General features: G+C 33.3%; 21 protein-coding genes. 5 read left to right on the top strand and 16 right to left on the bottom strand.

The genetic code is table 11. From position 1 onward, the window contains the following. Positions 1 to 22: 22 nt before the first annotated feature. Entirely contained in the window at positions 23 to 1366 is a 1344-nt protein-coding gene (gene ffh, locus RMO53_RS06120) for a signal recognition particle protein (protein WP_310378995.1), read from the top strand. 99 nt (positions 1367 to 1465) lie between these two features. Next, a complete protein-coding gene (locus tag RMO53_RS06115) occupies positions 1466 to 2356 on the top strand; it encodes a tetrahydrofolate dehydrogenase/cyclohydrolase catalytic domain-containing protein (RefSeq protein ID WP_310378994.1) in 891 nt (296 codons plus the stop codon). Positions 2357 to 2441: 85 nt separating this feature from the next. Here the strand turns inward: RMO53_RS06115 and RMO53_RS06110 are convergent, their stop codons facing one another. The 5 genes from RMO53_RS06110 to RMO53_RS06090 all read right to left on the bottom strand — a co-directional run bounded on the left by RMO53_RS06110 (position 2442) and on the right by RMO53_RS06090 (position 6960). Further along, on the bottom strand, positions 2442 to 3146 hold the full coding sequence (locus RMO53_RS06110; protein WP_310378992.1) for a hypothetical protein: 705 nt from the start codon (positions 3144 to 3146) through the stop codon (positions 2442 to 2444). 115 nt (positions 3147 to 3261) lie between these two features. Beyond that, positions 3262 to 4074: a 23S rRNA pseudouridine(2604) synthase RluF gene (gene rluF / locus RMO53_RS06105; RefSeq protein WP_310378990.1), complete on the bottom strand. Its 813-nt coding sequence runs from the start codon at positions 4072 to 4074 to the stop codon at positions 3262 to 3264. Between the two features lie 64 nt (positions 4075 to 4138). Then, positions 4139 to 4990 (bottom strand): alpha/beta hydrolase, encoded by an 852-nt coding sequence (locus tag RMO53_RS06100; RefSeq protein ID WP_310378988.1) that lies wholly within the window; start codon positions 4988 to 4990, stop codon positions 4139 to 4141. A gap of 71 nt (positions 4991 to 5061) precedes the next feature. Further along, positions 5062 to 5841, bottom strand: a complete 780-nt coding sequence (locus RMO53_RS06095; protein WP_310378987.1) for a C4-type zinc ribbon domain-containing protein — start codon at positions 5839 to 5841, stop codon at positions 5062 to 5064. Positions 5842 to 5844: 3 nt separating this feature from the next. After that, entirely contained in the window at positions 5845 to 6960 is a 1116-nt protein-coding gene (locus tag RMO53_RS06090) for a Nif3-like dinuclear metal center hexameric protein (RefSeq protein ID WP_310378985.1), read from the bottom strand. Between the two features lie 91 nt (positions 6961 to 7051). On the opposite strand from RMO53_RS06090, the gene lpxK reads away from it, so the two are divergent. Both lpxK and RMO53_RS06080 read left to right on the top strand, forming a co-directional pair. Next, a complete protein-coding gene (lpxK, locus tag RMO53_RS06085) occupies positions 7052 to 8077 on the top strand; it encodes a tetraacyldisaccharide 4'-kinase (protein WP_310379017.1) in 1026 nt (341 codons plus the stop codon). Further along, a complete protein-coding gene (locus RMO53_RS06080; protein WP_310378983.1) occupies positions 8049 to 8861 on the top strand; it encodes a purine-nucleoside phosphorylase in 813 nt (270 codons plus the stop codon). Before lpxK ends, RMO53_RS06080 begins: the two co-directional genes overlap by 29 nt. Positions 8862 to 8868: 7 nt before the next feature. On the opposite strand, the gene RMO53_RS06075 is transcribed toward RMO53_RS06080, so the two are convergent. From RMO53_RS06075 to lipA, 3 genes are read right to left on the bottom strand one after another with little or no spacing between them, the layout of a single operon-like run. Then, the gene (locus tag RMO53_RS06075; protein ID WP_310378981.1) at positions 8869 to 10335 is read right to left on the bottom strand and encodes a response regulator; all 1467 of its coding nucleotides are present in this window, start codon (positions 10333 to 10335) and stop codon (positions 8869 to 8871) included. A 22-nt stretch (positions 10336 to 10357) separates the two neighbouring features. Continuing rightward, positions 10358 to 11359, bottom strand: coding sequence for a type I glyceraldehyde-3-phosphate dehydrogenase (gene gap, locus RMO53_RS06070; protein WP_310378979.1), 1002 nt, complete (start codon positions 11357 to 11359; stop codon positions 10358 to 10360). 23 nt (positions 11360 to 11382) lie between these two features. Continuing rightward, positions 11383 to 12252: a lipoyl synthase gene (gene lipA / locus RMO53_RS06065; RefSeq protein WP_310378976.1), complete on the bottom strand. Its 870-nt coding sequence runs from the start codon at positions 12250 to 12252 to the stop codon at positions 11383 to 11385. A gap of 156 nt (positions 12253 to 12408) precedes the next feature. On the opposite strand from lipA, the gene RMO53_RS06060 reads away from it, so the two are divergent. Then, on the top strand, positions 12409 to 13251 hold the full coding sequence (locus tag RMO53_RS06060; protein ID WP_310378975.1) for a M48 family metalloprotease: 843 nt from the start codon (positions 12409 to 12411) through the stop codon (positions 13249 to 13251). Positions 13252 to 13311: 60 nt separating this feature from the next. On the opposite strand, the gene RMO53_RS06055 is transcribed toward RMO53_RS06060, so the two are convergent. The 8 genes from RMO53_RS06055 to murB all read right to left on the bottom strand — a co-directional run bounded on the left by RMO53_RS06055 (position 13312) and on the right by murB (position 20071). Next, a complete protein-coding gene (locus tag RMO53_RS06055; protein WP_310378974.1) occupies positions 13312 to 14115 on the bottom strand; it encodes an energy transducer TonB in 804 nt (267 codons plus the stop codon). A 363-nt stretch (positions 14116 to 14478) separates the two neighbouring features. Beyond that, on the bottom strand, positions 14479 to 14805 hold the full coding sequence (locus RMO53_RS06050) for a helix-turn-helix transcriptional regulator (RefSeq protein WP_310378973.1): 327 nt from the start codon (positions 14803 to 14805) through the stop codon (positions 14479 to 14481). A gap of 11 nt (positions 14806 to 14816) precedes the next feature. Further along, the gene (locus tag RMO53_RS06045) at positions 14817 to 15149 is read right to left on the bottom strand and encodes a type II toxin-antitoxin system RelE/ParE family toxin (RefSeq protein ID WP_310378971.1); all 333 of its coding nucleotides are present in this window, start codon (positions 15147 to 15149) and stop codon (positions 14817 to 14819) included. Positions 15150 to 15384: 235 nt separating this feature from the next. Next, on the bottom strand, positions 15385 to 16209 hold the full coding sequence (locus RMO53_RS06040; RefSeq protein WP_310378968.1) for a hypothetical protein: 825 nt from the start codon (positions 16207 to 16209) through the stop codon (positions 15385 to 15387). Positions 16210 to 16426: 217 nt separating this feature from the next. Continuing rightward, the gene (locus RMO53_RS06035) at positions 16427 to 16978 is read right to left on the bottom strand and encodes a sigma-70 family RNA polymerase sigma factor (protein WP_310378966.1); all 552 of its coding nucleotides are present in this window, start codon (positions 16976 to 16978) and stop codon (positions 16427 to 16429) included. After that, positions 16969 to 18075: a glycosyltransferase gene (locus RMO53_RS06030; protein WP_310378964.1), complete on the bottom strand. Its 1107-nt coding sequence runs from the start codon at positions 18073 to 18075 to the stop codon at positions 16969 to 16971. Before RMO53_RS06030 ends, RMO53_RS06035 begins: the two co-directional genes overlap by 10 nt. A gap of 86 nt (positions 18076 to 18161) precedes the next feature. Then, a complete protein-coding gene (locus RMO53_RS06025; RefSeq protein ID WP_310378962.1) occupies positions 18162 to 18776 on the bottom strand; it encodes an FMN-binding negative transcriptional regulator in 615 nt (204 codons plus the stop codon). Positions 18777 to 19057: 281 nt separating this feature from the next. Next, positions 19058 to 20071, bottom strand: a complete 1014-nt coding sequence (gene murB, locus RMO53_RS06020) for a UDP-N-acetylmuramate dehydrogenase (RefSeq protein WP_310378959.1) — start codon at positions 20069 to 20071, stop codon at positions 19058 to 19060. Positions 20072 to 20145 lie beyond the last annotated feature (74 nt).

Genomic DNA, 20145 nt, shown 5'->3' with positions numbered 1-20145 from the left:
TCAATAAAAGAAAATTAGAATCATGTTCGATAATTTAAGCGATAAATTAGACAAAGCCTTTCATATACTAAAAGGGCACGGAAAAATCACCGAAATAAACGTTGCCGAAACCTTAAAAGAAGTCCGTCGCGCTTTACTTGATGCCGATGTGAATTTTAAAATTGCCAAAGATTTTACCACTAGAGTAAAAGAAAAAGCTATAGGTCAAAACGTGTTAACCACGCTTCAACCAGGACAATTATTAGTAAAGTTAGTAAAAGACGAGCTGACCGAATTAATGGGAGGAGACGTTGCAGGAATGAACCTTTCAGGAAATCCAACCGTAATTTTAATGGCAGGATTGCAAGGTTCAGGAAAAACTACTTTTTCAGGAAAACTGGCTAATTATCTTTTAAATAAAAAAAATAAAAAACCTCTTTTAGTAGCTTGTGATATTTATCGTCCAGCGGCTATTCAGCAATTGTATGTAGTTGGAGATTCTATAGGAGTTGAGGTTTATTCCGAACCTGAAAATAAAAACCCTGTCGAAATTGCTCAAAACGCCATAAAACATGCAAAAGCAAACGGTTTCAATGTAGTAATCGTCGATACAGCTGGACGTCTTGCTGTTGATGAAGCAATGATGACCGAAATTGCTAATGTGCACAAAGCCATTCAGCCACAGGAAACACTATTTGTTGTAGATGCAATGACTGGGCAAGATGCTGTAAATACAGCAAAAGCATTCAACGATATTCTAAATTTTGATGGTGTTATTTTAACTAAATTAGACGGTGATACTCGAGGTGGTGCGGCGATTTCTATAAAATCTGTGGTAAATAAACCCATAAAATTTGTTGGTACAGGAGAGAAAATGGATGCAATCGATGTGTTTTATCCAATTCGTATGGCCGAACGTATTCTGGGAATGGGAGATGTAGTGTCCTTGGTAGAAAGAGCCCAAGAACAATATGACGAAGAAGAAGCCAGAAAAATCCAAAAGAAAATCGCCAAAAATGAGTTTGGATTTGACGATTTCTTATCTCAAATTCAACAAGTGAAAAAAATGGGTAACATGAAAGACCTAGTAGGAATGATACCTGGAGCGACAAAAGCAATGAAAGATGTAGAAATAAAAGACGATGCATTCAAATCTATAGAGGCCATTATCCATTCGATGACACCAAAAGAGCGAAGCAAACCCGCAATAATTGATGTGAAACGTAAAGCAAGAATTGCTAAAGGTTCTGGAACAAAAATTGAACAAGTCAATCAATTGATGAAACAATTTGAGCAAATGAGTAAAATGATGAAAATGATGCAAGGTCCGGGAGGAAAAAACATGATGAAAATGATGGGCGGAATGCAACAAAATATGCTCAAGTAATTATTCAGGCATAATATAATACAACCCCTTTTTAGTTTTGATTTTGGAGTTACACAACAACTTTAAACTTTTAAACTTTAAACCTTTAAATTAAAAAGAATGCAACTACTAGACGGAAAAAAAACAGCTGAAGATATCAAAGCAGAAATTGCTGCCCAAGTACAAATAATGAAAAGCAATGGGGAAAAAGTACCGCATTTAGCTGCTGTAATTGTAGGTAATGATGGTGCGAGTTTAACCTATGTAGGCAGTAAAGTAAAAGCCTGCGAAAGAGTTGGTTTTGAATCTACTTTAGTAAAATTGCCAAGTACAACCTCTGAAACCGAGTTGTTGAAAAAAATAAAAGAGTTAAACGAAGATGAAAACATTGACGGATTCATTGTTCAATTGCCTCTTCCCGAACAAATTGACGAGCAAAAAGTATTAATGGCTGTAAATCCAAGTAAAGATGTAGATGGGTTTCATCCAGAAAACTTTGGAAAAATGGCTTTGGATATGAGTACTTTTATACCTGCAACTCCTTTTGGAATTTTAGAATTGTTAGAACGTTATGGTGTAGAGACACAGGGAAAACACACAGTAGTTATTGGTCGCAGCCATATTGTGGGTCGACCAATGAGTATTTTAATGGGGCGAAAAGGTTTTCCTGGAAATTCAACGGTTACCTTGACACACAGTTATACTAAAAACATTGCACAAATCACTACACAAGCCGATATTATCATCACCGCTCTTGGCGTACCTAATTATCTAAAAGCCGAAATGGTAAAAGATGGCGCAGTTGTAATAGACGTAGGAATCACTCGCGTTGCAGACGAATCAAATGAAAAAGGATACGTGATTACAGGCGATGTTGATTTTGTAAACGTAAGTAAAAAAGCAAGTTTTATAACTCCTGTTCCAGGTGGCGTTGGACCAATGACCATTGCCATGTTATTGAAAAACACACTTTTGGCACGAGAAATGAAAATAATAAGAATGAAAGAATAAATACAAAACCCAAGATGAGAATCTTGGGTTTTGTATTTTAGTTAGATTTATTTTAAATAATTCAAACTAAAAAAAGAAGTAGTATTTAGTCTATAATCACTTGTACAACTGGATTTGCATTACTATTTCCAACATTTACATATTGAACATTAATGTTTTTTTCTTCTGTAGCATCCGTACATCTAATCCAATCCCCAACAACATCATAAACTGGGAAAGCATTATTTATAGTAGTATTCATTTTAAGGACAGAAGACGATTGAAGTTCAGTGGGATAATAATATGAAAGAATTTCTCCACCAAAAGTTAAGTCAAATTTTTCATAGGCAGAAATTATATTGCAGAAAAAATCCCCTGTTCTTACTTCATTACATTCATTAGCATTAGAATATAGTAAATTCCAATTTGTATCAAAAATAACACAGTTTGGACCATTTGTTTTGACTTGAAAATGGGCTAATCCATTAGGTAAAATTTTAAGTGTCCCGATTTCAGAGGATCCTACAAAAATTATTTTTCCATTTCCAAAAAAACTAAAGATTAAGCCAAGATTATTCTGAACTACTAATGCACCATTGTCTTGATTATTAGTTTTAAGGTTTGATGTGTTCAAACGATCGGAAATAGCTTTCTTAAAGGCTACGTTTGTAGTTAGACTTTCAACTTGTTTCTTAAAAGCAGCTTGGGTTAGTACTGAATTTACTGGTTCAGTTACGGTTCTTTCTTCATTTTGGCTGCAGCCTAAAATGAAAATTGTCAGAAGTGACAACATAATTACATGTTTTCTCATAATGTTTGTTTTTAAAATATTAAATTAATTAAAATAGAATACGTTGAAAATCAAAGATTTGAGGACATTAAAGATAATTGAATTATTTAATTAGCAAGTGTTTTTTGAAAATAAATTAATAATCGCCTCTTTTCTTAAATCGAGGATCGTCTTTTTTGATGAATTCGGTTCTTCTTTTTGCAGGTTCGTTTTTTGGTAAACTCGCCTCTTCGGTTTTGCTCGAAGGTTCAATGAGTGCGTTGAGTTCCTTAATTTCTGCATCAGTTAAATCACGAAATCTCCCTACAGGAACATCCAATGAAATATTGATGATTCGGATGCGTTTCAAAGCCGTAACTTCGTAACCAAGATACTCGCACATTCTACGAATTTGACGGTTTAAACCTTGCGTCAGGATGATTTTGAATGTAGTAGAACTTATTTTTTCAACCAAACATTTTCGAGTGATTGTGTCAAGAATTGGCACACCATTTCCCATTTTCTCAATGAATCTATCGGTTATGAGTTTATTGACCGTTACGGTATATTCTTTTTCGTGGTTGTTTCTGGCACGAAGTATTTTGTTTACAATATCGCCATCATTAGTCATGAAAATTAAACCTTCGCTGGCTTTGTCTAATCGCCCAATGGGGAAAATACGTTTGGGATAATTGATGTAATCTACAATATTATTGCGAACGTCCAAGTTAGTAGTACATTCAATTCCCACAGGTTTATTGAAAGCGAGATACACTGGTTTCTCATTTTTCTCCCGAATGAGTTTGCCATCTATGCGTACTTCATCGTCAGGCGAAACTTTGGTTCCCAACTCGGGTACAATTCCGTTAATGGTTACGCGACCTTCTTCGATGATTTTATCGGCTTCACGACGGGAGCAAAATCCAGTTTCTCCTATGAATTTATTAAGACGTTTTAGATTTTCTTCCATAAGGCAAAAGTAAACTTTTTTTAGACTTTATAGATTTTAAGTAAAAGTCAAAATTTAAAGGAGTCTATTTTTCAAACAAAAACGAATATATTTCTTTGTATAAAGCTTCATCATGCATAGAATGTCCTAATCCAACTGTTTCTATCAAACGACCATTTTTCCATGAACTTGCAATTTTTTGGCCTTCTTCGAATGCAACTACTTTATCGGTTGTGTCGTGTGCAATAATTCCTGGAATAGTGATTTTTGTAGCAAATATTTTTGCTGAAAAAGCATCAAACGTAAAATTAAATTTTTTTAAAAATCGTCCTTCCATAAGTTTGAACATTTTTGCATTTAAACTTAACAATTGAATGTAATTATCAACAAGTGTTTTTAAATCTGACGGTGCTCCTAGAACCACCATTTTTTTAATGCTCGTTTCAGGGAATAAATATTGATGATAGACACAAGCTGCGCCACCAATGGAATGACCTATAATTATAGCAGGTTTTTGTTCTTCAACCACTTTGTTTATGAATGTTGTGTAGAGTGGTACATTGAATTCTACTCCGCTACTTTGCCCATGAGCTGGAGCATCAATTGCAATAATAGTACTTCCAGATTGGAGTAAATAGGGCAATGTTTTTTTCCAGCGCGAGGCATTACTTTCCCATCCATGAACAAGTAAAATTACGGTATTATTTCCTTTCCAAGTATAGGTTTGAAATTGATGTTCGTTAACATGATAGGTTTTTGTTGGAATGTTGTGTAATGTTTTTGGGAGATTGTCTTTAGTGATTCTCCCTTTTTTGGGTTGGCTAAAAAGGCTGTACGCAAGATGTAATGCTTTTTTAGGATATACAATACTCAATATATTTATATACTGACCAATGGTTTTTGCAACAAGCAATCGCATTCCTTTTTTTAACCGCAAAATATTTTTTTTTAGTTCTAGTTTAATATTGCAATAAAAAAAGCCTCGAAATTTTCGAGGCTTAAATAATTTTAGAATTTAGAAAAAAGTTTTTCCATCTTTTCCTTTTCTTCACTTGCCAAAAGACTATCTACTAAAATTCTTCCAGAATGTTCATCGGTTATGATTTTTTTTCTAGCAGCAATTTCGACTTGTGTTTGTGGCGGAATTGTAAAAAATGAACCTGCAGATGCGCCTCTTTCGATAGAAACAACTGCTAATCCGTTGCGAACACTTCCTCTAATTCGTTTGTATGCAGTAAGCAATCGCTCTTCTATAAGCGCTTCGTATTCAGCGGATTTATCGGTCAAGAATGCTTCTTCTTTTTGAGTTTCGGACATTATAGCATCTAATTCTGATTTCTTGTGCTTTAGATGATTTGATTTTGTTTCTAATTTTTCTTTAGAATTTGAAATCACTTCTTTCTTGTGTTCCATAGAAGCTTTCATTTCTTTGATTTGCTTCTCGGCCAATTGAATTTCTAATTCCTGAAACTCTACTTCTTTAGTCAAAGAGTTGAATTCTCTATTGTTGCGTACACTATCTTGTTGTTTAGTATATTTTTTGACTGCTTCTTTATGGTCGTCAATTGCATTTTTCTTTGACTTGATTAGTTCTTCGATAACTTCAAGATCATTTTTTAATTTTTCTGAACGTGTGCTTAATCCCGCAACTTCATCTTCTAGATCTTCCACTTCAAGAGGAAGTTCGCCTCTTACATTTCTAATTTCGTCAATTCTAGTATCGATTAATTGTAAATCGTAGATTGCTCTTAATTTGTCCTCAACACTCAATTCTTTTGTAGTAGCCATATTCTATAAGTACTTAACTGGATTTGTATTTTCTTCTGATAAAACGATCCTGCCTGCCGACAAGGAAGGTGCAAAATTAAGGATTTTTTTCCGAAGAAAATCAACAATATAATTTTTTGTATAACGTTCGCTTTCAAAATGTCCAATATCGGCCAAAATCAACTGATTTTCAGCTTCATAAAATTGATGGTACTTTAAATCTGCCGTCAAAAAAGCGTCTGCTCCTGACTGAATTGCGTTTTTTATAGCGAAACTTCCTGAACCGCCAAGTACGGCAACTTTTTTTATTGGTTTATCCAAAAAAGAACTGTGGCGAATACCTTCACATTGCATTTTTTCTTTCACAAAATTCAGAAAATCGCTTTCGTCCATTGGAACTTGCAATTCACCAATCATTCCCAAACCTATTTTTTGATAATTATTTTGTAAATCATAAATTTCATAAGCGACTTCTTCATAAATGTGCGCTTTAAAAAGAGCTTTGAGGATTTTGGATTCTAAATGTTTTTCAAAAACTACTTCAATTTTTGTTTCGTCTCCAATGGATAAAACACCTCTCTCACCCACTACAGGATTGCTGTTTTCGTTACCTTGATAGGTAAAAGTTCCTTCGGAGTTGAAGCTGCATTTATCATAATTTCCAATGCTTCCTGCACCGGCTTCAAACAAAGCAGTCCGAACGATATCAGCATTTTCTCGAATGGTATAGGTTTCTAATTTTCGGATGGAATTTTGTTTTGGTACTAAAATCTTGGTATTTGTTAGACCAAGCGCATCACAAAATATTTTGTTCACACCATCAGGATGATTATCGAGTGCGGTGTGAACGGCATAAATTGCGATATCGCTTTTTATAGCTTTTATAACAGAACGTTCGACATAGTTTTTAGCCGTGATTTTCTTTAATCCAGAAAATATAATGGGATGAAAACAAACGACCAGATTGCAGTTTTTTGCAATCGCTTCGTCAATTACGCTTTCTAAAGCATCGTGACAAACAAGAATTCCTGTCGCTTCCCAGTCTTGGTTGCCAACCAATAAACCTACATTGTCAAAATCTTCGGCATAAGCGAGTGGTGCCATTTCTTCGAGGATTGAAAGTATTTCTTTTATTTTCATAGAAATATTGATTTTACAGATTTTCACTTAAAATTCTATGAAATCTGTATTAGAATTATATTCCAAAGATAAAATATTATACTTTCGTATTATGAATTTACTTCGAAAAATCCTCTTTCCTTTTGCCATTTTGTATGGATTCATTACCAGTATTCGGAATTTTCTTTTTGATAAAGGCATTCTAAAATCCTATTCTTTTGATATTCCTATTATTGCAGTTGGCAATTTGAGCGTTGGTGGCACCGGAAAAACTCCGCAAATTGAGTATTTAATTCGGTTGCTATCGCCTAATTATAAAATAGCGACGTTGAGTCGTGGTTATAAAAGAAAGTCCAAAGGTTTCGTTTTAGCTAATTCTAGTTCTAGTGCTGCAATGCTTGGAGACGAACCGTATCAGTTTTTTTTGAAATTCCCGAACATAAAGGTTGCCGTTGATACTGACAGAAAAAACGGTATTGAAAAACTCCTATCCGAAACCGAAAAACCAGAGGTTATCTTGCTCGATGACGCTTTTCAGCACCGGAAAGTAAAAGCAGGTTTTTATATTTTATTGACTACTTATGGTGATTTATATTCAGATGATTGGATGATGCCCACAGGAAATTTACGTGAAAGCAGGAGCGGAGCAAGAAGAGCAAACCTAATTATTGTAACAAAATGCCCAACTACTCTTTCGCCCGAAAAGCAAAACAATATTAAATCCAAATTAAATCTCGACTTCAATCAAGAATTATATTTTTCCTACATTGATTATGATGAATCTATTTATTCTGAAAATACGTCTATAAAAGTGAGTGAAATAATGCCTGTTGATAAATTACTATTGGCAGGAATTGCAAAACCTGAACCCTTTTTTGCATATTTGCATAACATAAATGATGTTTGTTTGACTTATCCTGACCATCATCATTTTACAGAAAATGACCTATTAGAAATTAATAATAAATCACAAAACAAGATTATCATTACCACCGAAAAAGATTTCGTTAGATTAAAAGGCAGTATCCCGAGTGAACAGCTTTTCTATTTACCCATTCGAAGTTCATTAATTGTTGATGATGAAAATTTTGATAAAACCATTATGAATTATGTGGGAACAAGTACAAGAAACCGTTAGTTTTATTAAAGAAAAAACCCGTTTCACTCCAGAATATGGTGTGATTTTAGGTTCAGGATTGGGAAGTTTTACAGACGATATAAAAATAGAATTCACTTTGCCCTACAGTGAAATTCCAAATTTTCCAGTTTCAACAGTTCAAGGACACAAAGGTGCATTGGTTTTTGGGACAATTGGCACAAAAAAAGTGGTTGCAATGCAAGGAAGATTTCATTATTATGAAGGATATTCAATGCAAGAAGTGACTTTTCCGGTTCGGGTAATGAAATATATTGGTGTCGAAAAATTAATAGTTTCTAATGCGTCTGGTGGAGTAAATCCAAATTTTAAAGTGGGTGATATCATGATTATAAAAGACCAAGTGAACATGATGCCAGAACATCCATTGCGTGGCACTAACGACGAGCGTTTTGGTCCAAGATTTGTAAATATGAGTGAGCCTTACTCGAAAAATATGATTTCAAAAGCACAAGATTTAGCAAAAAATTTGAATATTGATGTTAAATTGGGTGTTTATTTGGGTTTACAAGGACCAACATACGAAACACTTGCTGAGTATGTTATGGTAAAAAACGTTGGTTCTGATTGTGTAGGCATGTCTACAGTTCCTGAGGTAATTGTTGCGCGACACATGGAAATGGAAACCTTTGGATTATCTGTAATTACAGATATGGGCGATGAGGATAGTATTGGTTCTATAACTCATGACGAAGTTTTAGAGGCTGCAAAAACTGCCGAACCTAAAGTTAGGATATTAATAAAAGAATTGATTTTAAACTATTAGCAAAGGGTTAAATATATTTTGATATCACGGAATAAAAATCTTCTGGAGCAAATGGTTTTGTGATTACATCATTCATCCCAAAGGACATAAGCATTTCACGATTTTCTTCTAATGAAATTGCGGTTATTGCTATTATTGGAGTTGTACTATCGAATTTTCTAATTTGTTGTGTGGCTATAGTTCCATTTATTCCGGGTAAATGCACATCCATGAGAATTAAGTCGAATGAATTTTTTTTTGCTACTTCAACTGCATCTTCACCATTGCCTATTATTTCGCAAGATATTTTCTTGTTTTCAAGCATTTTTTTGGTAATCATTTGATTGATTTTATTGTCTTCAACCAGTAGAACTTTTTTATTAATTAAAAGTTTTTCATTGTATTTTGGTTTAATAATAATTGGCATTGGTTTTGAATAATCAACTTCAAATTCTAGATTAAAGGAAAAAACGGAGCCTTGACCCAAAACACTTTTAAGCTTAATTTCGCCACCTAAAATGGCAACTAATTTCTTTACAATTGTCAATCCTAATCCAGTACCGCCATACTTTCTGTTTATTTCTACCGAACCTTGCGAAAAACTATCAAAAATGGTGTCTTGTTTTCCTTCTTCAATCCCTATTCCGGTATCTTTTATTTCAAAATACACTGAAGTTTTGTTTTCGTGTGTGGCGGTTTGTTTGACTAAAACCGTTACATCTCCATTCTTTGTGAATTTTAAAGCGTTGTAAATCAAGTTCATAAAGATTTGAGAAATTTTTATAGGATCTCCAATCAAATTATCTGGAATTTTTGAATCTATGTCAATATTTAATGAATTATTATTAGTTGTAGCAATCTCTTTTAAAGAATTTTTGATGTTATCAACTAATTTTTTTAAATTAAAACCTATTTTTTCTGCTTCAATTGTATTGGATTCAATTCGATTTATTTCTAACATTTCATTTATAAAAGTCAAAAGGTATTTGCCCGAAAACTCTAAAGAGGTTAAATATTCCATTTGTGATGGCTTTGGATTTTCTTCTAGTAATAAATGTGTGATACCATTTATTGCGTTTAGAGGTGTTCTCAATTCATGACTTACGGTCGATAAAAATTCGGATCTTGCTTTCGATGCTTTTTCTACTTTGTCTTTTTCGATTTGTAATTCTTTATTTTTTTCTTCTAAAACTAGATTGGATTGTGTTCTAATAATATTGTTTTTATATAAAGATAAACTCAGCAAAGATAAAATTGAAATTAATGCAATCGCAAGAATACTAATGAGTTTAGAGTATTTATTTGCGTATTCTTGTTGTTCGTTTTCTAGGCTCAAAACAGCAATAGCATTTAACTGCTCGTCGTATTTAATTTTATCATAATCATTAAGTCTAACGTTTTCCTGATTCAAAATAGGTAAACTATCAGTACTCTTTTTAGTTTGTGAATACAGAAACGAACAGATAAGGATACTAAAAACTAATAAGTATTTCATGTAAGGTTTTTTTGTCAGACAATTAATGTTGTCTATTTAATTTGACAATGAGGTCTATTATTCTGGAGGAATAGCCTATTTCATTATCATACCAACCAACAACTTTGACCATTTTATCAATCACCGATGTGAGTTGAGAATCAAATATACATGAATTTTTATTACCTATAATATCTACTGAAACGATAGGATCTTCGGTATATTCAAGAATTCCTTTTAAATTAGTATTTGCTGCATCTTTGAAAGCTTTATTTATCTCATCAATAGTTACAGCTCGTTTTACATTAAAAGTAATATCGGTCAAAGAACCGTTTGGCACTGGAACTCGAATACCGCAACCACCAATTTTACCTTGCAATTCAGGAAAAATTTTAGTCAATGCTTTCGCAGCGCCAGTCGTTGTAGGTACTATTGATTGACTTGCAGCTCTAGCGCGACGTAAATCTTTATGCGGTTGGTCGTGTAAACTTTGATCTGTGGTATAGGAATGAATCGTTGTGATATAGGCTTGTTCAATGCCACAAAGTTCGTTGATGACTTTGATCATTGGTGCTGCATTATTAGTTGTGCAACTGGCATTAGAAATTAGAGTTTCAGTCCCGTCAAGAATGTTTTCGTTCACGCCTAGAACAACTGTTTTTATAGAATCTACTTCTGATGGTGCAGATAGAATTACTTTTTTGGCTCCAGCCAAAATGTGGGCGTTTATCTCCTCAAAGGTTCGGTATTTTCCGGTAGATTCAATAGTGAAATCTATATTCAAATTTTTCCAATCGAGGTTAGAAATTTTTTTTTCGTGAAAAAACAAAAAATGTTTTCCGTCAACCAGAATACCATTTTCATCACATGAAACATCAAATGGTAAAACACCATGAATGCTATCGTATTTAATGAGATGTGCCATCGTTTTTGTATCGGCAATATCATTTATAGCAATAACTTCAATAGTTGGGTGGTTTAAAAGCAGTCGAAATAAATTTCGACCTATTCTTCCAAAACCATTTATGGCTATTCGTGTTTTCAATTTGTAATTTGTAATTCGTGATTCTAAAGAATATGTTTCTGTGCTTTGTAGGATGAGCGAACTAGTGGACCACTTTCTACATGTCGAAAGCCTAATTCTAAACCAAATTTTTCGTAAACCGCAAATTGGTCGGGCGTTATAAATTCCTTTACAGGTAAGTGTTTTTTGCTGGGTTGTAAGTATTGACCTATGGTAACAATATCCACATTTGCAGTGCGTAAATCTCTCATGGTTTGAAAAACTTCTTCTTCCATTTCGCCAAGTCCAAGCATAATTCCAGACTTGGTTCTATTAATTCCTTTTTCTTTTAAGTATCTCAAAACTTCCAGACTTCGGTCGTATTTTGCTTGTATGCGGACTTCACGAGTCAATCTTCTAACAGTTTCCACATTGTGCGAAACGACTTCGGGATTGGCTTCTACAATTCGATCAATATTTCTTTCTATTCCTTGAAAATCTGGAATTAATGTTTCTAAAGTCGTAGTTGGGTTCATTCTTCGAATGGCTTTGATGGTTTCTATCCAAATTATGGAACCGCCATCTTTGAGGTCATCTCTATCAACGCTAGTAATCACAGCGTGTTTGATATTCATAATTTTTATAGAACGCGCTACTTTTTCCGGTTCATCCCAATCGACAGTTTCTGGTCTTCCGGTTTTTACGCCACAAAAACCACAAGAACGGGTACAAATATTTCCTAAAATCATAAATGTCGCCGTGCCTTCGCCCCAACATTCGCCCATATTTGGACAACTTCCAGATGCGCAAATGGTGTTGAGTTTGTACTTATCGACTAAACCACGCAATTCTGTATATTTTTGACCAATTGGGAGTTTTACTTTGAGCCATTTTGGCTTTCCTACAGGTAATACATTCTCTAAAACAGTTTCCATAAATCAATTTTTGAAACCACAAAGATAAGTAAAGTTGGTTTAGTAATTGTGATTTAGAAATTGGGATTAGCAAGATAATTTCTAATTCTTTTTGGTATAATTATTGTTCAAATAGAATTCAAATAATAGTACATTTGTAAATTAAAAAAAATAAAAATGAAAAAAAAATCTATTCTACTCATTGCCTTCGCACTGTTTTTTGGTTTATCAAAAACCAATGCGCAAATTAATTTTGGTGAAAAAGCTTTAGGTGCTGTTCAAAAAGGAATAACGGGATTTACTTTTAGTGATGCCGATGCAGCAGCATTATCAAAAGCTGCCGTCGATAAAATGGATAAAGAGCATGTCATTGCTGGTCCAAAAGATCCATATACTTTGAGGTTAAATAGAATTTTTGGGAAACATGCCAGCGGTTATGGATTTGCGATTAACTATAAAATTTATATACTAAAAGAAGTAAATGCATTTGCAACTGCCGATGGAAGTGTGCGCGTTTTTACGGGTTTAATGGATATTATGGACGATAACGAATTGCTAGTAGTTATAGGGCATGAAATAGGACATGTAGTAAATCATGATTCTAGAGATGCTATGAAAGCAGCCTTTAAAAAAGAAGCATTAATTGATGCTGCGGCATCTCAATCCACCTCTGTAGCAACGGTAACAGATAGCCAATTAGGGAAAATAAGCAGTTCAATGATTGATAGTAAGCACAGCAGAAAACAGGAATCTGAAGCCGATAATTTTGCTTACGATTTTATGAAAAAAAGCGAATACAATGTAAATGCAGTCGAATCTGCTTTTTCTATTTTAGCAAAAATGAGTGAAGGATCGCAAGCTACATTTCTGGATAGAATGATGAGTTCACACCCTGATTCTAGAGAAAGAGCAGTAAATGCTAGAAAAAGAGCTGAAAGTGATGGACTATACAAGCCATATATTCAACAAAAAATAAATAATAAAGCTGCCGTAAAAACTACTATAAAAAAGAAGAAATAGTATTTTTTTGTGATAAAAAACATTCCGTTAGCTAAAACTAACGGAATGTTTTGTTTAAAATTAATCCATTTGAACCGTAATTGGCAAACTATAAGAAGTCCGCACCGGTTTTGAACCAATCATTCCAGGAACCCATTTAGTTTTCAACGATTTTAAAACCCTAATGGCTTCTTTTCCTAAACCATAACCAGGATCTCTTTTCACTTGAATATCAGTCATGCTGCCATCTTTTTCGACTACAAAGGAAACTAAAATACGCATGGTAGTGGTATTTTCTATTTCTGGTTTTTCAAAATTATTGCCAACAAAGTTGTAGAATTTATTAATTCCACCCGGAAACTCAGGAAGTTTGTCTAATGCTGATGTAGCTACAACAGTAGTTCCATAATCAATGGGTAAAGTTGTAACTTCTGGTGAACTGCCTGTTGTACTTGTCACATTTGCCTCACCATTTCCTGAATTGAGAGCTTGATTTTCAGTTACATCTTGATTTCTAGGAACATCAACAATTACATCTGGAGTTGCTGAAACTACCATTGGTAATAACACATTGGGTTCTTGTAACGGTCTGGCTTGATTTTGCGGTAATGGAGTTTTGGTTCTTATTATAGGTTCAACAACATAATCTGCAATTATAAGTGGCTCATCAATTGTTTCGATTGTATTAATATCTGCTTGTGTTGCTAAAAGACTCGATATTTTATAAATTCCGCTCAAGGAGACAATTAATAACATCCCCATAAAAAACGACAACATCGTTGTTCTTGAACTTTCTTGACGTAACTGATACGCACCGTATTCTTGGTTTCTGTTTTCGAAAACTAGATTAATCCAGTTGGTTTCGTAAATACTTGATTTTGACATAATTCATTGGATTTAATGGTTAAGTATTAGTCAAATCATACGTTTACGGGGTTTTATAAAACAACGTAAATAACAAGAATTTTAGTATATAAGAAGTTGATTATTTTTTATTTATTTTAACAAGTAGGATAGGAGTCTATTGTTATGGGGTATTCTGGGGATATTATTCAAAAAATGGCGAGTAGTCCTAAATATTTTTTAAGATTCAGGTATTTAGCGTTCTGGCGCTTGTCGAGGTTGCGGACTAAAGAAGCCGAAACTTTTGGTTAAACACTGAATTCAAAGATACAAAACCAACTTTAAATTAAGCCCAAAACCCGCAATCTTGCAAACCGCTGTTGTGCGTTCGGCAAAATTTCAATTTTAATTTATCACTAAATTTTGGTTCATTAATTCTACATTGAAATTCACTTTTGCGTTTAGTGCTTTGAATACTTTCAGAATAGTTTCAAATCTTGCATCAGTTAAACTATTCTCAATTTTTGAAATCTGCGCTTTTTTTACGCCAACTAATTCTCCAAGTTGTTCTTGCGTTAAATTCCTTTCTTTTCTTATGCTTTTTATCGTTTCGCCAATAATATCTAGCTGCAATTCATATTCAAACGCATCTCTTTTTTCAGTTCCAACTTTTCCAATATGTTTGTCAATTAGAACGTCTAAACTTGTTGTTTTCAATTTTCTATTTTCCATTTTCTTCGATTTTATTGTTCAAAATAAATAGTTCTTAAATTTTCGGCTTTCAGAATTTCATTTTTCGGCACTTTTCCAGTTTTCTTTTCAATTCCGTGAGTTGAAATAACTAAAGTTTCTTGTTTACTCGTTTTGTCCCAAAAAGCAAAAAATCTATAATACGTTTTATTGTACAAAGTTCTGAATTCCCAAATATTGTCAGTTAGTTTTTTAAACAATTCGTTGTCATTTTTATATTGCGATAATTTTATGTTGTAATAAATTTTCGCTTTTGTCTTCTCATCAAGACTTTCTATAAATTCGACTGCTTCGTCTAAAAATTCAACTTTAAATTTTGGCTTCATTCATTTTTTATCAAAGATATAAGTTTCTTAATTAGGAAACAAATTTTTCTAAATTATTTTGGTTTTCGGTATTTTTTTCCGTCGCGCATTGCTGACACACAACGTCTCGTGGCTTGCAGAAGTTGGGGATTTGGTTAGCCTGAGCTTTCAGTAAATCACTGACCACAAAAGTACAAAACAATGTGTAAATTCAAGACCAAAACCCCAATTTTTGCAAACCGCTGTTGGCAGTAGTTTATTTTATTATTTCGTTTAAAGAATTTTCTAAATCTGCTACATTTTTAACTTTACAGGTTTTAATTAATTTTGATTTGCTTCCGTAATATTCAAATAGGAATTTCGATTTTAGATAACATTTATTATCATTTGTTATAAATGCTTTACAAATTGAACCATAAGCGGAATGTTTTGAGTCATTTAATAAATTGTCAAAACCTTGATTTTCATTCATAGCATCTGGATAAAAACTTATTAAATCTAAATTCATATATGCAGTCATATAATAGTCAATATGTGTTAAAGGATTGTTTTTTGTATCGCCTCGTAGATTTAATCCATACTCGATAAACTCTTGAAGAGAATTAGTTAATCCAATCATTTTAATTAGTTCGTCGAGTTGTATTGGTGAAAAATTGCAAATGTTCTTCGGATCAGTTTTGAAATGATTTTGAATAATTCCATCTCTAATTTTTCCCCAATTATCTGTAATATGTTTTACTGCAATTTGAAACTGAATTAGCACAGAATCTGAATTATCATAAACATTTTGATTATAAAACTCTCTTGGATTTCTTCTTTCAACATCAACATAATCTCTTCCAAAATATTTTACAATCGTTAAATCTTTGGTTTTTTTTGAGAGATATTCCAAGTCATTATTTCTTAATGACGTATTAGACGTTTTACTTAAATCTCCTAGATGTGCGTCAGAATAAACTATCGTTATTTTATCGGCGTTTTTTTTAAGAAATTTATCCAATATGAGGTGCGTTTCTAATTTTGGCTCTTTTAGAATCGAAAATAAATTCCAATCGATGTATATTAAATCTTTTGTTTCCACTACGATTTTCGGTTAAATTACTGCCAACTCGTTTATAGGTCTGACAAAATCCTACAAAGCCACCCAAATTGGGGTAGATAGATATGATAAACATCAAACTTTATTTGTTTCTCAAATATATAAATAATTCTTTACAAATCATCAAAGGAACTTTTTACTTGTCGCACCCTTTTTGTACTAACGTGCGCGTAAATTTCGGTTGTTTTTTTCAACCAAATCAACGATTGTCCTGAATGATTTCGGCCAATAATTTCTTGGCACGAAGTAGTTTTATTTTTACATTACTCAACGGTTCACCAATTTTGTTGGCAATTTCTTGATAACTCAACTCCTGAAAATAGCGCAGTTGAATCACTTCCTGATAATGTGGTTTGAGCTCTTTGATGAATTGTAATAATCGGGAAAGGTTTTGTTCAATAATTAATTCATCTTCGGCAGATGGAGTCGTGTCCGCAATATTGTAGGCTTGCTGATCTTCGTCATCAGTGATTTCTACAAAAAGACTTGATTTGTTTTTTCGTAATAAATCGATGTGAACATTTTTTGCAATAGCAATCAACCAAGTATTAAACTGAAATTCAGAATTGTAGGTTGCAATTTTATCAAATGCTTTTGAGAAAGTTTCGATGGTGATATCTTCGGCATTGGTTTCGTTTTCGGTGCGTTTTAGCATGAAACCATAGACTTCATTCCAATAATAATCCAATAAAAAAGTGAAGGCAACTTGATCGCCTTTTTTAGCTTTTTCTATATGTTTGATTATTTCCAATGTACAGGTTTCGAAAAATTATTTGTGATAAAGATATTTATTTGTGTGAAGATAAGTACTAATTCGACAACAGGAAACCAGAAACGTAAATCTTTTTCTTGAAGTTTTCCTGCCGAAAATCCTACAATTATCCATGCAACAATGTACCGCAGAACAAATAAACTCAATACGATGATCCACTGAAACTGAAACGCTAATAATACTATTGATAGTATAAGGAAAAGTAATTGTGAGCTATAAAAAACACCCAACTGAAATTTATCAAACTTTTTATAATAACTGGCGGTTGCAACATGCCTTCGTTTTTGTGCAATCCAATCCTTGTAAGTGGTTTTTGGTAACGAATAGGTAATGCTTTCTGGCGTGTATGAAATAGCAACATTCTTTGCAGTTGCAGCTTGATTTACAAATAAATCATCATCGCCAGAACGAACTTGAATGTGGTCGATAAATCCATTTACTTTAAAAAACTCCTCTTTTTTATACGCTAAATTCCGACCAACTCCCATATAAGGATGACCCATTTTTGCCCACGAAAAATACTGAATTGCCGTAAGTAAGGTTTCAAAACGGATGATTTTATTCAGAAAAGAATTGGGTATTTTCTCGTATTTACCATAACCCAAAACAATGGTTTTTTGCATCGTAAACTGGGAACTCATCGCCGTAATCCATTCTTTAGAAGTTGGATAACAATCGGCATCAGTAAATAATAAATACTCTTTTTTTGCCGCTTTAATTCCTAATGTCAATGCGTATTTTTTGTTTCCCCAAAAAGCTTCGTTGTTTTTGACTTTTACCAAACGAACATTTGAATATTGTTTTTCAAAATCTTCAAAAATTTCTAATGTAGTATCACTCGAAGCATCGTCAATCAATATAATTTCAAAGTCAGGATAATTTTGTTCGGCAAGTAACGGAATAAATTTGGCTACATTTTCTTCTTCGTTTTTGGCACAAACAATTACGGATATTGGAATACGCTTTGGTGTTATTTTTTGCGCTTTGGCGAAAGCAAATTTTCCAAAAAAAGCAAGATAATAAGTTAGTTGAATGACAACTACAACCACAAAAAAGTAAAGAATTAGTATCAGCATCAGCGTTTAATATATTTTTTTTAACCGAGTGCAAAGGTAGGAATAGAAAAAGGAATTTTAGTATAAATTCCGAATTTTAAAATAATTTATCTTGGACATTTTTTCATTTCGTTTGCAACTGCAATCGACTGATTATCATTTGTTTTTTCTAGCTCCAAAATGATATTCTGGTAATTTTTATCATCTCGATTTTGTGATAATTTGCGTGTGGCTTGAATTTCTTCGATTTCAATTTCAAAGGCAACAATTCCACGAGTTTGCATCATGGTTTTTCTAGAAAAATCTTCTACGCGAACTGGGTTTGCAGAGTTTTGCTCGTATTTATCGACTAGTTTTTTCAAATGTTCTACTACGATTGCTCCTTCGATAATTTTTATTTTTCCGTAAATATGAACCGCAATATAGTTCCATGTTGGCACATTTTCATGATCGTACCAAGAGGAAGAAATATAGGAATGTGGGCCATTAAAAATGGCTAATATTTGGTCGTTATTATTAAAACTTTGCCATTGTGGATTTTCTTTGGCAATATGTCCGTAAAGTACTTGTTTTCCGTTTTCGTTTGTGTCTAACTCTAGTGGAATATGTGTTGCCCACAATTTTCCATGGGTTTGATTTACTAAAATACCAAAGCTATTTGCGTGTAGGAACTTTTCTATTTCCTCTTTATTTTCGTTTTTGTTGCTATCAGGAATGTACATTTTTTGAGTTTTGAGTAGAAATTTAATTTATTGAGTTGAATTGTCTTTGGCTTTAACCAAAGGGTACTAAGTTAACAGTTTATTTGTCATTCTGACGCAGGAAGAATCGCCACTTGTTGCTCACGTTTGTTGAGATTGCTTCGCCAGTTCGCTTTGCTCGAGTCTTCCTACGTCAGACCCGAGAGCAAAACTCGAACTGGCGAACTAATGACAAAATCATAGCGATTTTTCTAAATTTAAATGCATTTCACTAAAGTCAACGGCATTTTATAAAATAGCACCTAAATCACATTTACTTCGGCTTCGATATGAATGCCAAAAATTTTATAAATAGTTGCTTGAATATCCTTTGAAACACTCAAAATTTCTTGCCCGGTTGCAGTACCATAATTGACTAAAACCAAAGCTTGGTTTTTATGAATTCCAGCATCGCCAAAACGTTTTCCCTTGAATCCAGCTTGCTCTATGAGCCAACCTGCTGGAACTTTTACCTCAGTTTCTGAAACATCATAGAATTTCATTTCAGGAAATTGTAGGTGAATTTTCTCGAAATCGGTTTTTAAAAGTATGGGGTTTTTGAAGAAACTTCCGCTATTTCCCAGTTCTTTTGGATCTGGTAATTTGCTCTGACGAATCGCAATTACGGCATTACTCACGTCTTTTAGTGTAGGTGTAACGATATTATTTTTCCCCAATTCAGTTGTAATATCTCCATAGGAAGTGTTGATTTTATGGTTGCGTTTGGTCAATTTGAAAACCACCGAAGTAATAATGTATTGGTCTTTGACTTCGTTTTTAAAAACACTTTCTCTGTAACCAAAATTACATTCATCTTCAGTGAACGTTTTCAATTCCTGGTTTTCAATTTTTATGGCTTGACAGGAAACGAAAGTGTCTTTGATTTCAGTGCCATAAGCACCAATATTTTGAACTGGAGTTGTACCTACATTTCCGGGAATAAGCGACATGTTTTCTAGTCCGCCAAAATTTTGGTTGATTGTCCAAAGCACAAATTCGTGCCAGTTTTCGCCAGCTTGACTTTCGACCCAAACGTAATCATTGTCTTGTTTGATAATTTTTCGACCTTTTAGATCAATATGAATCACTAGTGCATGGATGTCTTGAGTCAAAAGCATGTTGCTTCCGCCACCCAAAATAAATTTTTTGTTTGATTTATTTTCCTCTAATATAGTTTTTAATTCCGCTACCGAGTGAACGGCTACAAATTGTTTGGCGCTGGCTTCAATGCCAAAGGTGTTGTAGTTTTTTAGAGAAAAATCAGTTTGTATTTTCATAAATTAAAGATGCGTTTTAATCTTAAATCCAAAAGTAAGTATTAAAATTTATATGAATGATTGTAATGCAAACT

Source organism: Flavobacterium sp. (assembly GCF_031409475.1).
Classification (GTDB): domain Bacteria; phylum Bacteroidota; class Bacteroidia; order Flavobacteriales; family Flavobacteriaceae; genus Flavobacterium.
The sequence above is the reverse complement of the archived record's forward strand: the minus strand, read 5'-3'. Positions and strand labels throughout refer to the sequence as shown.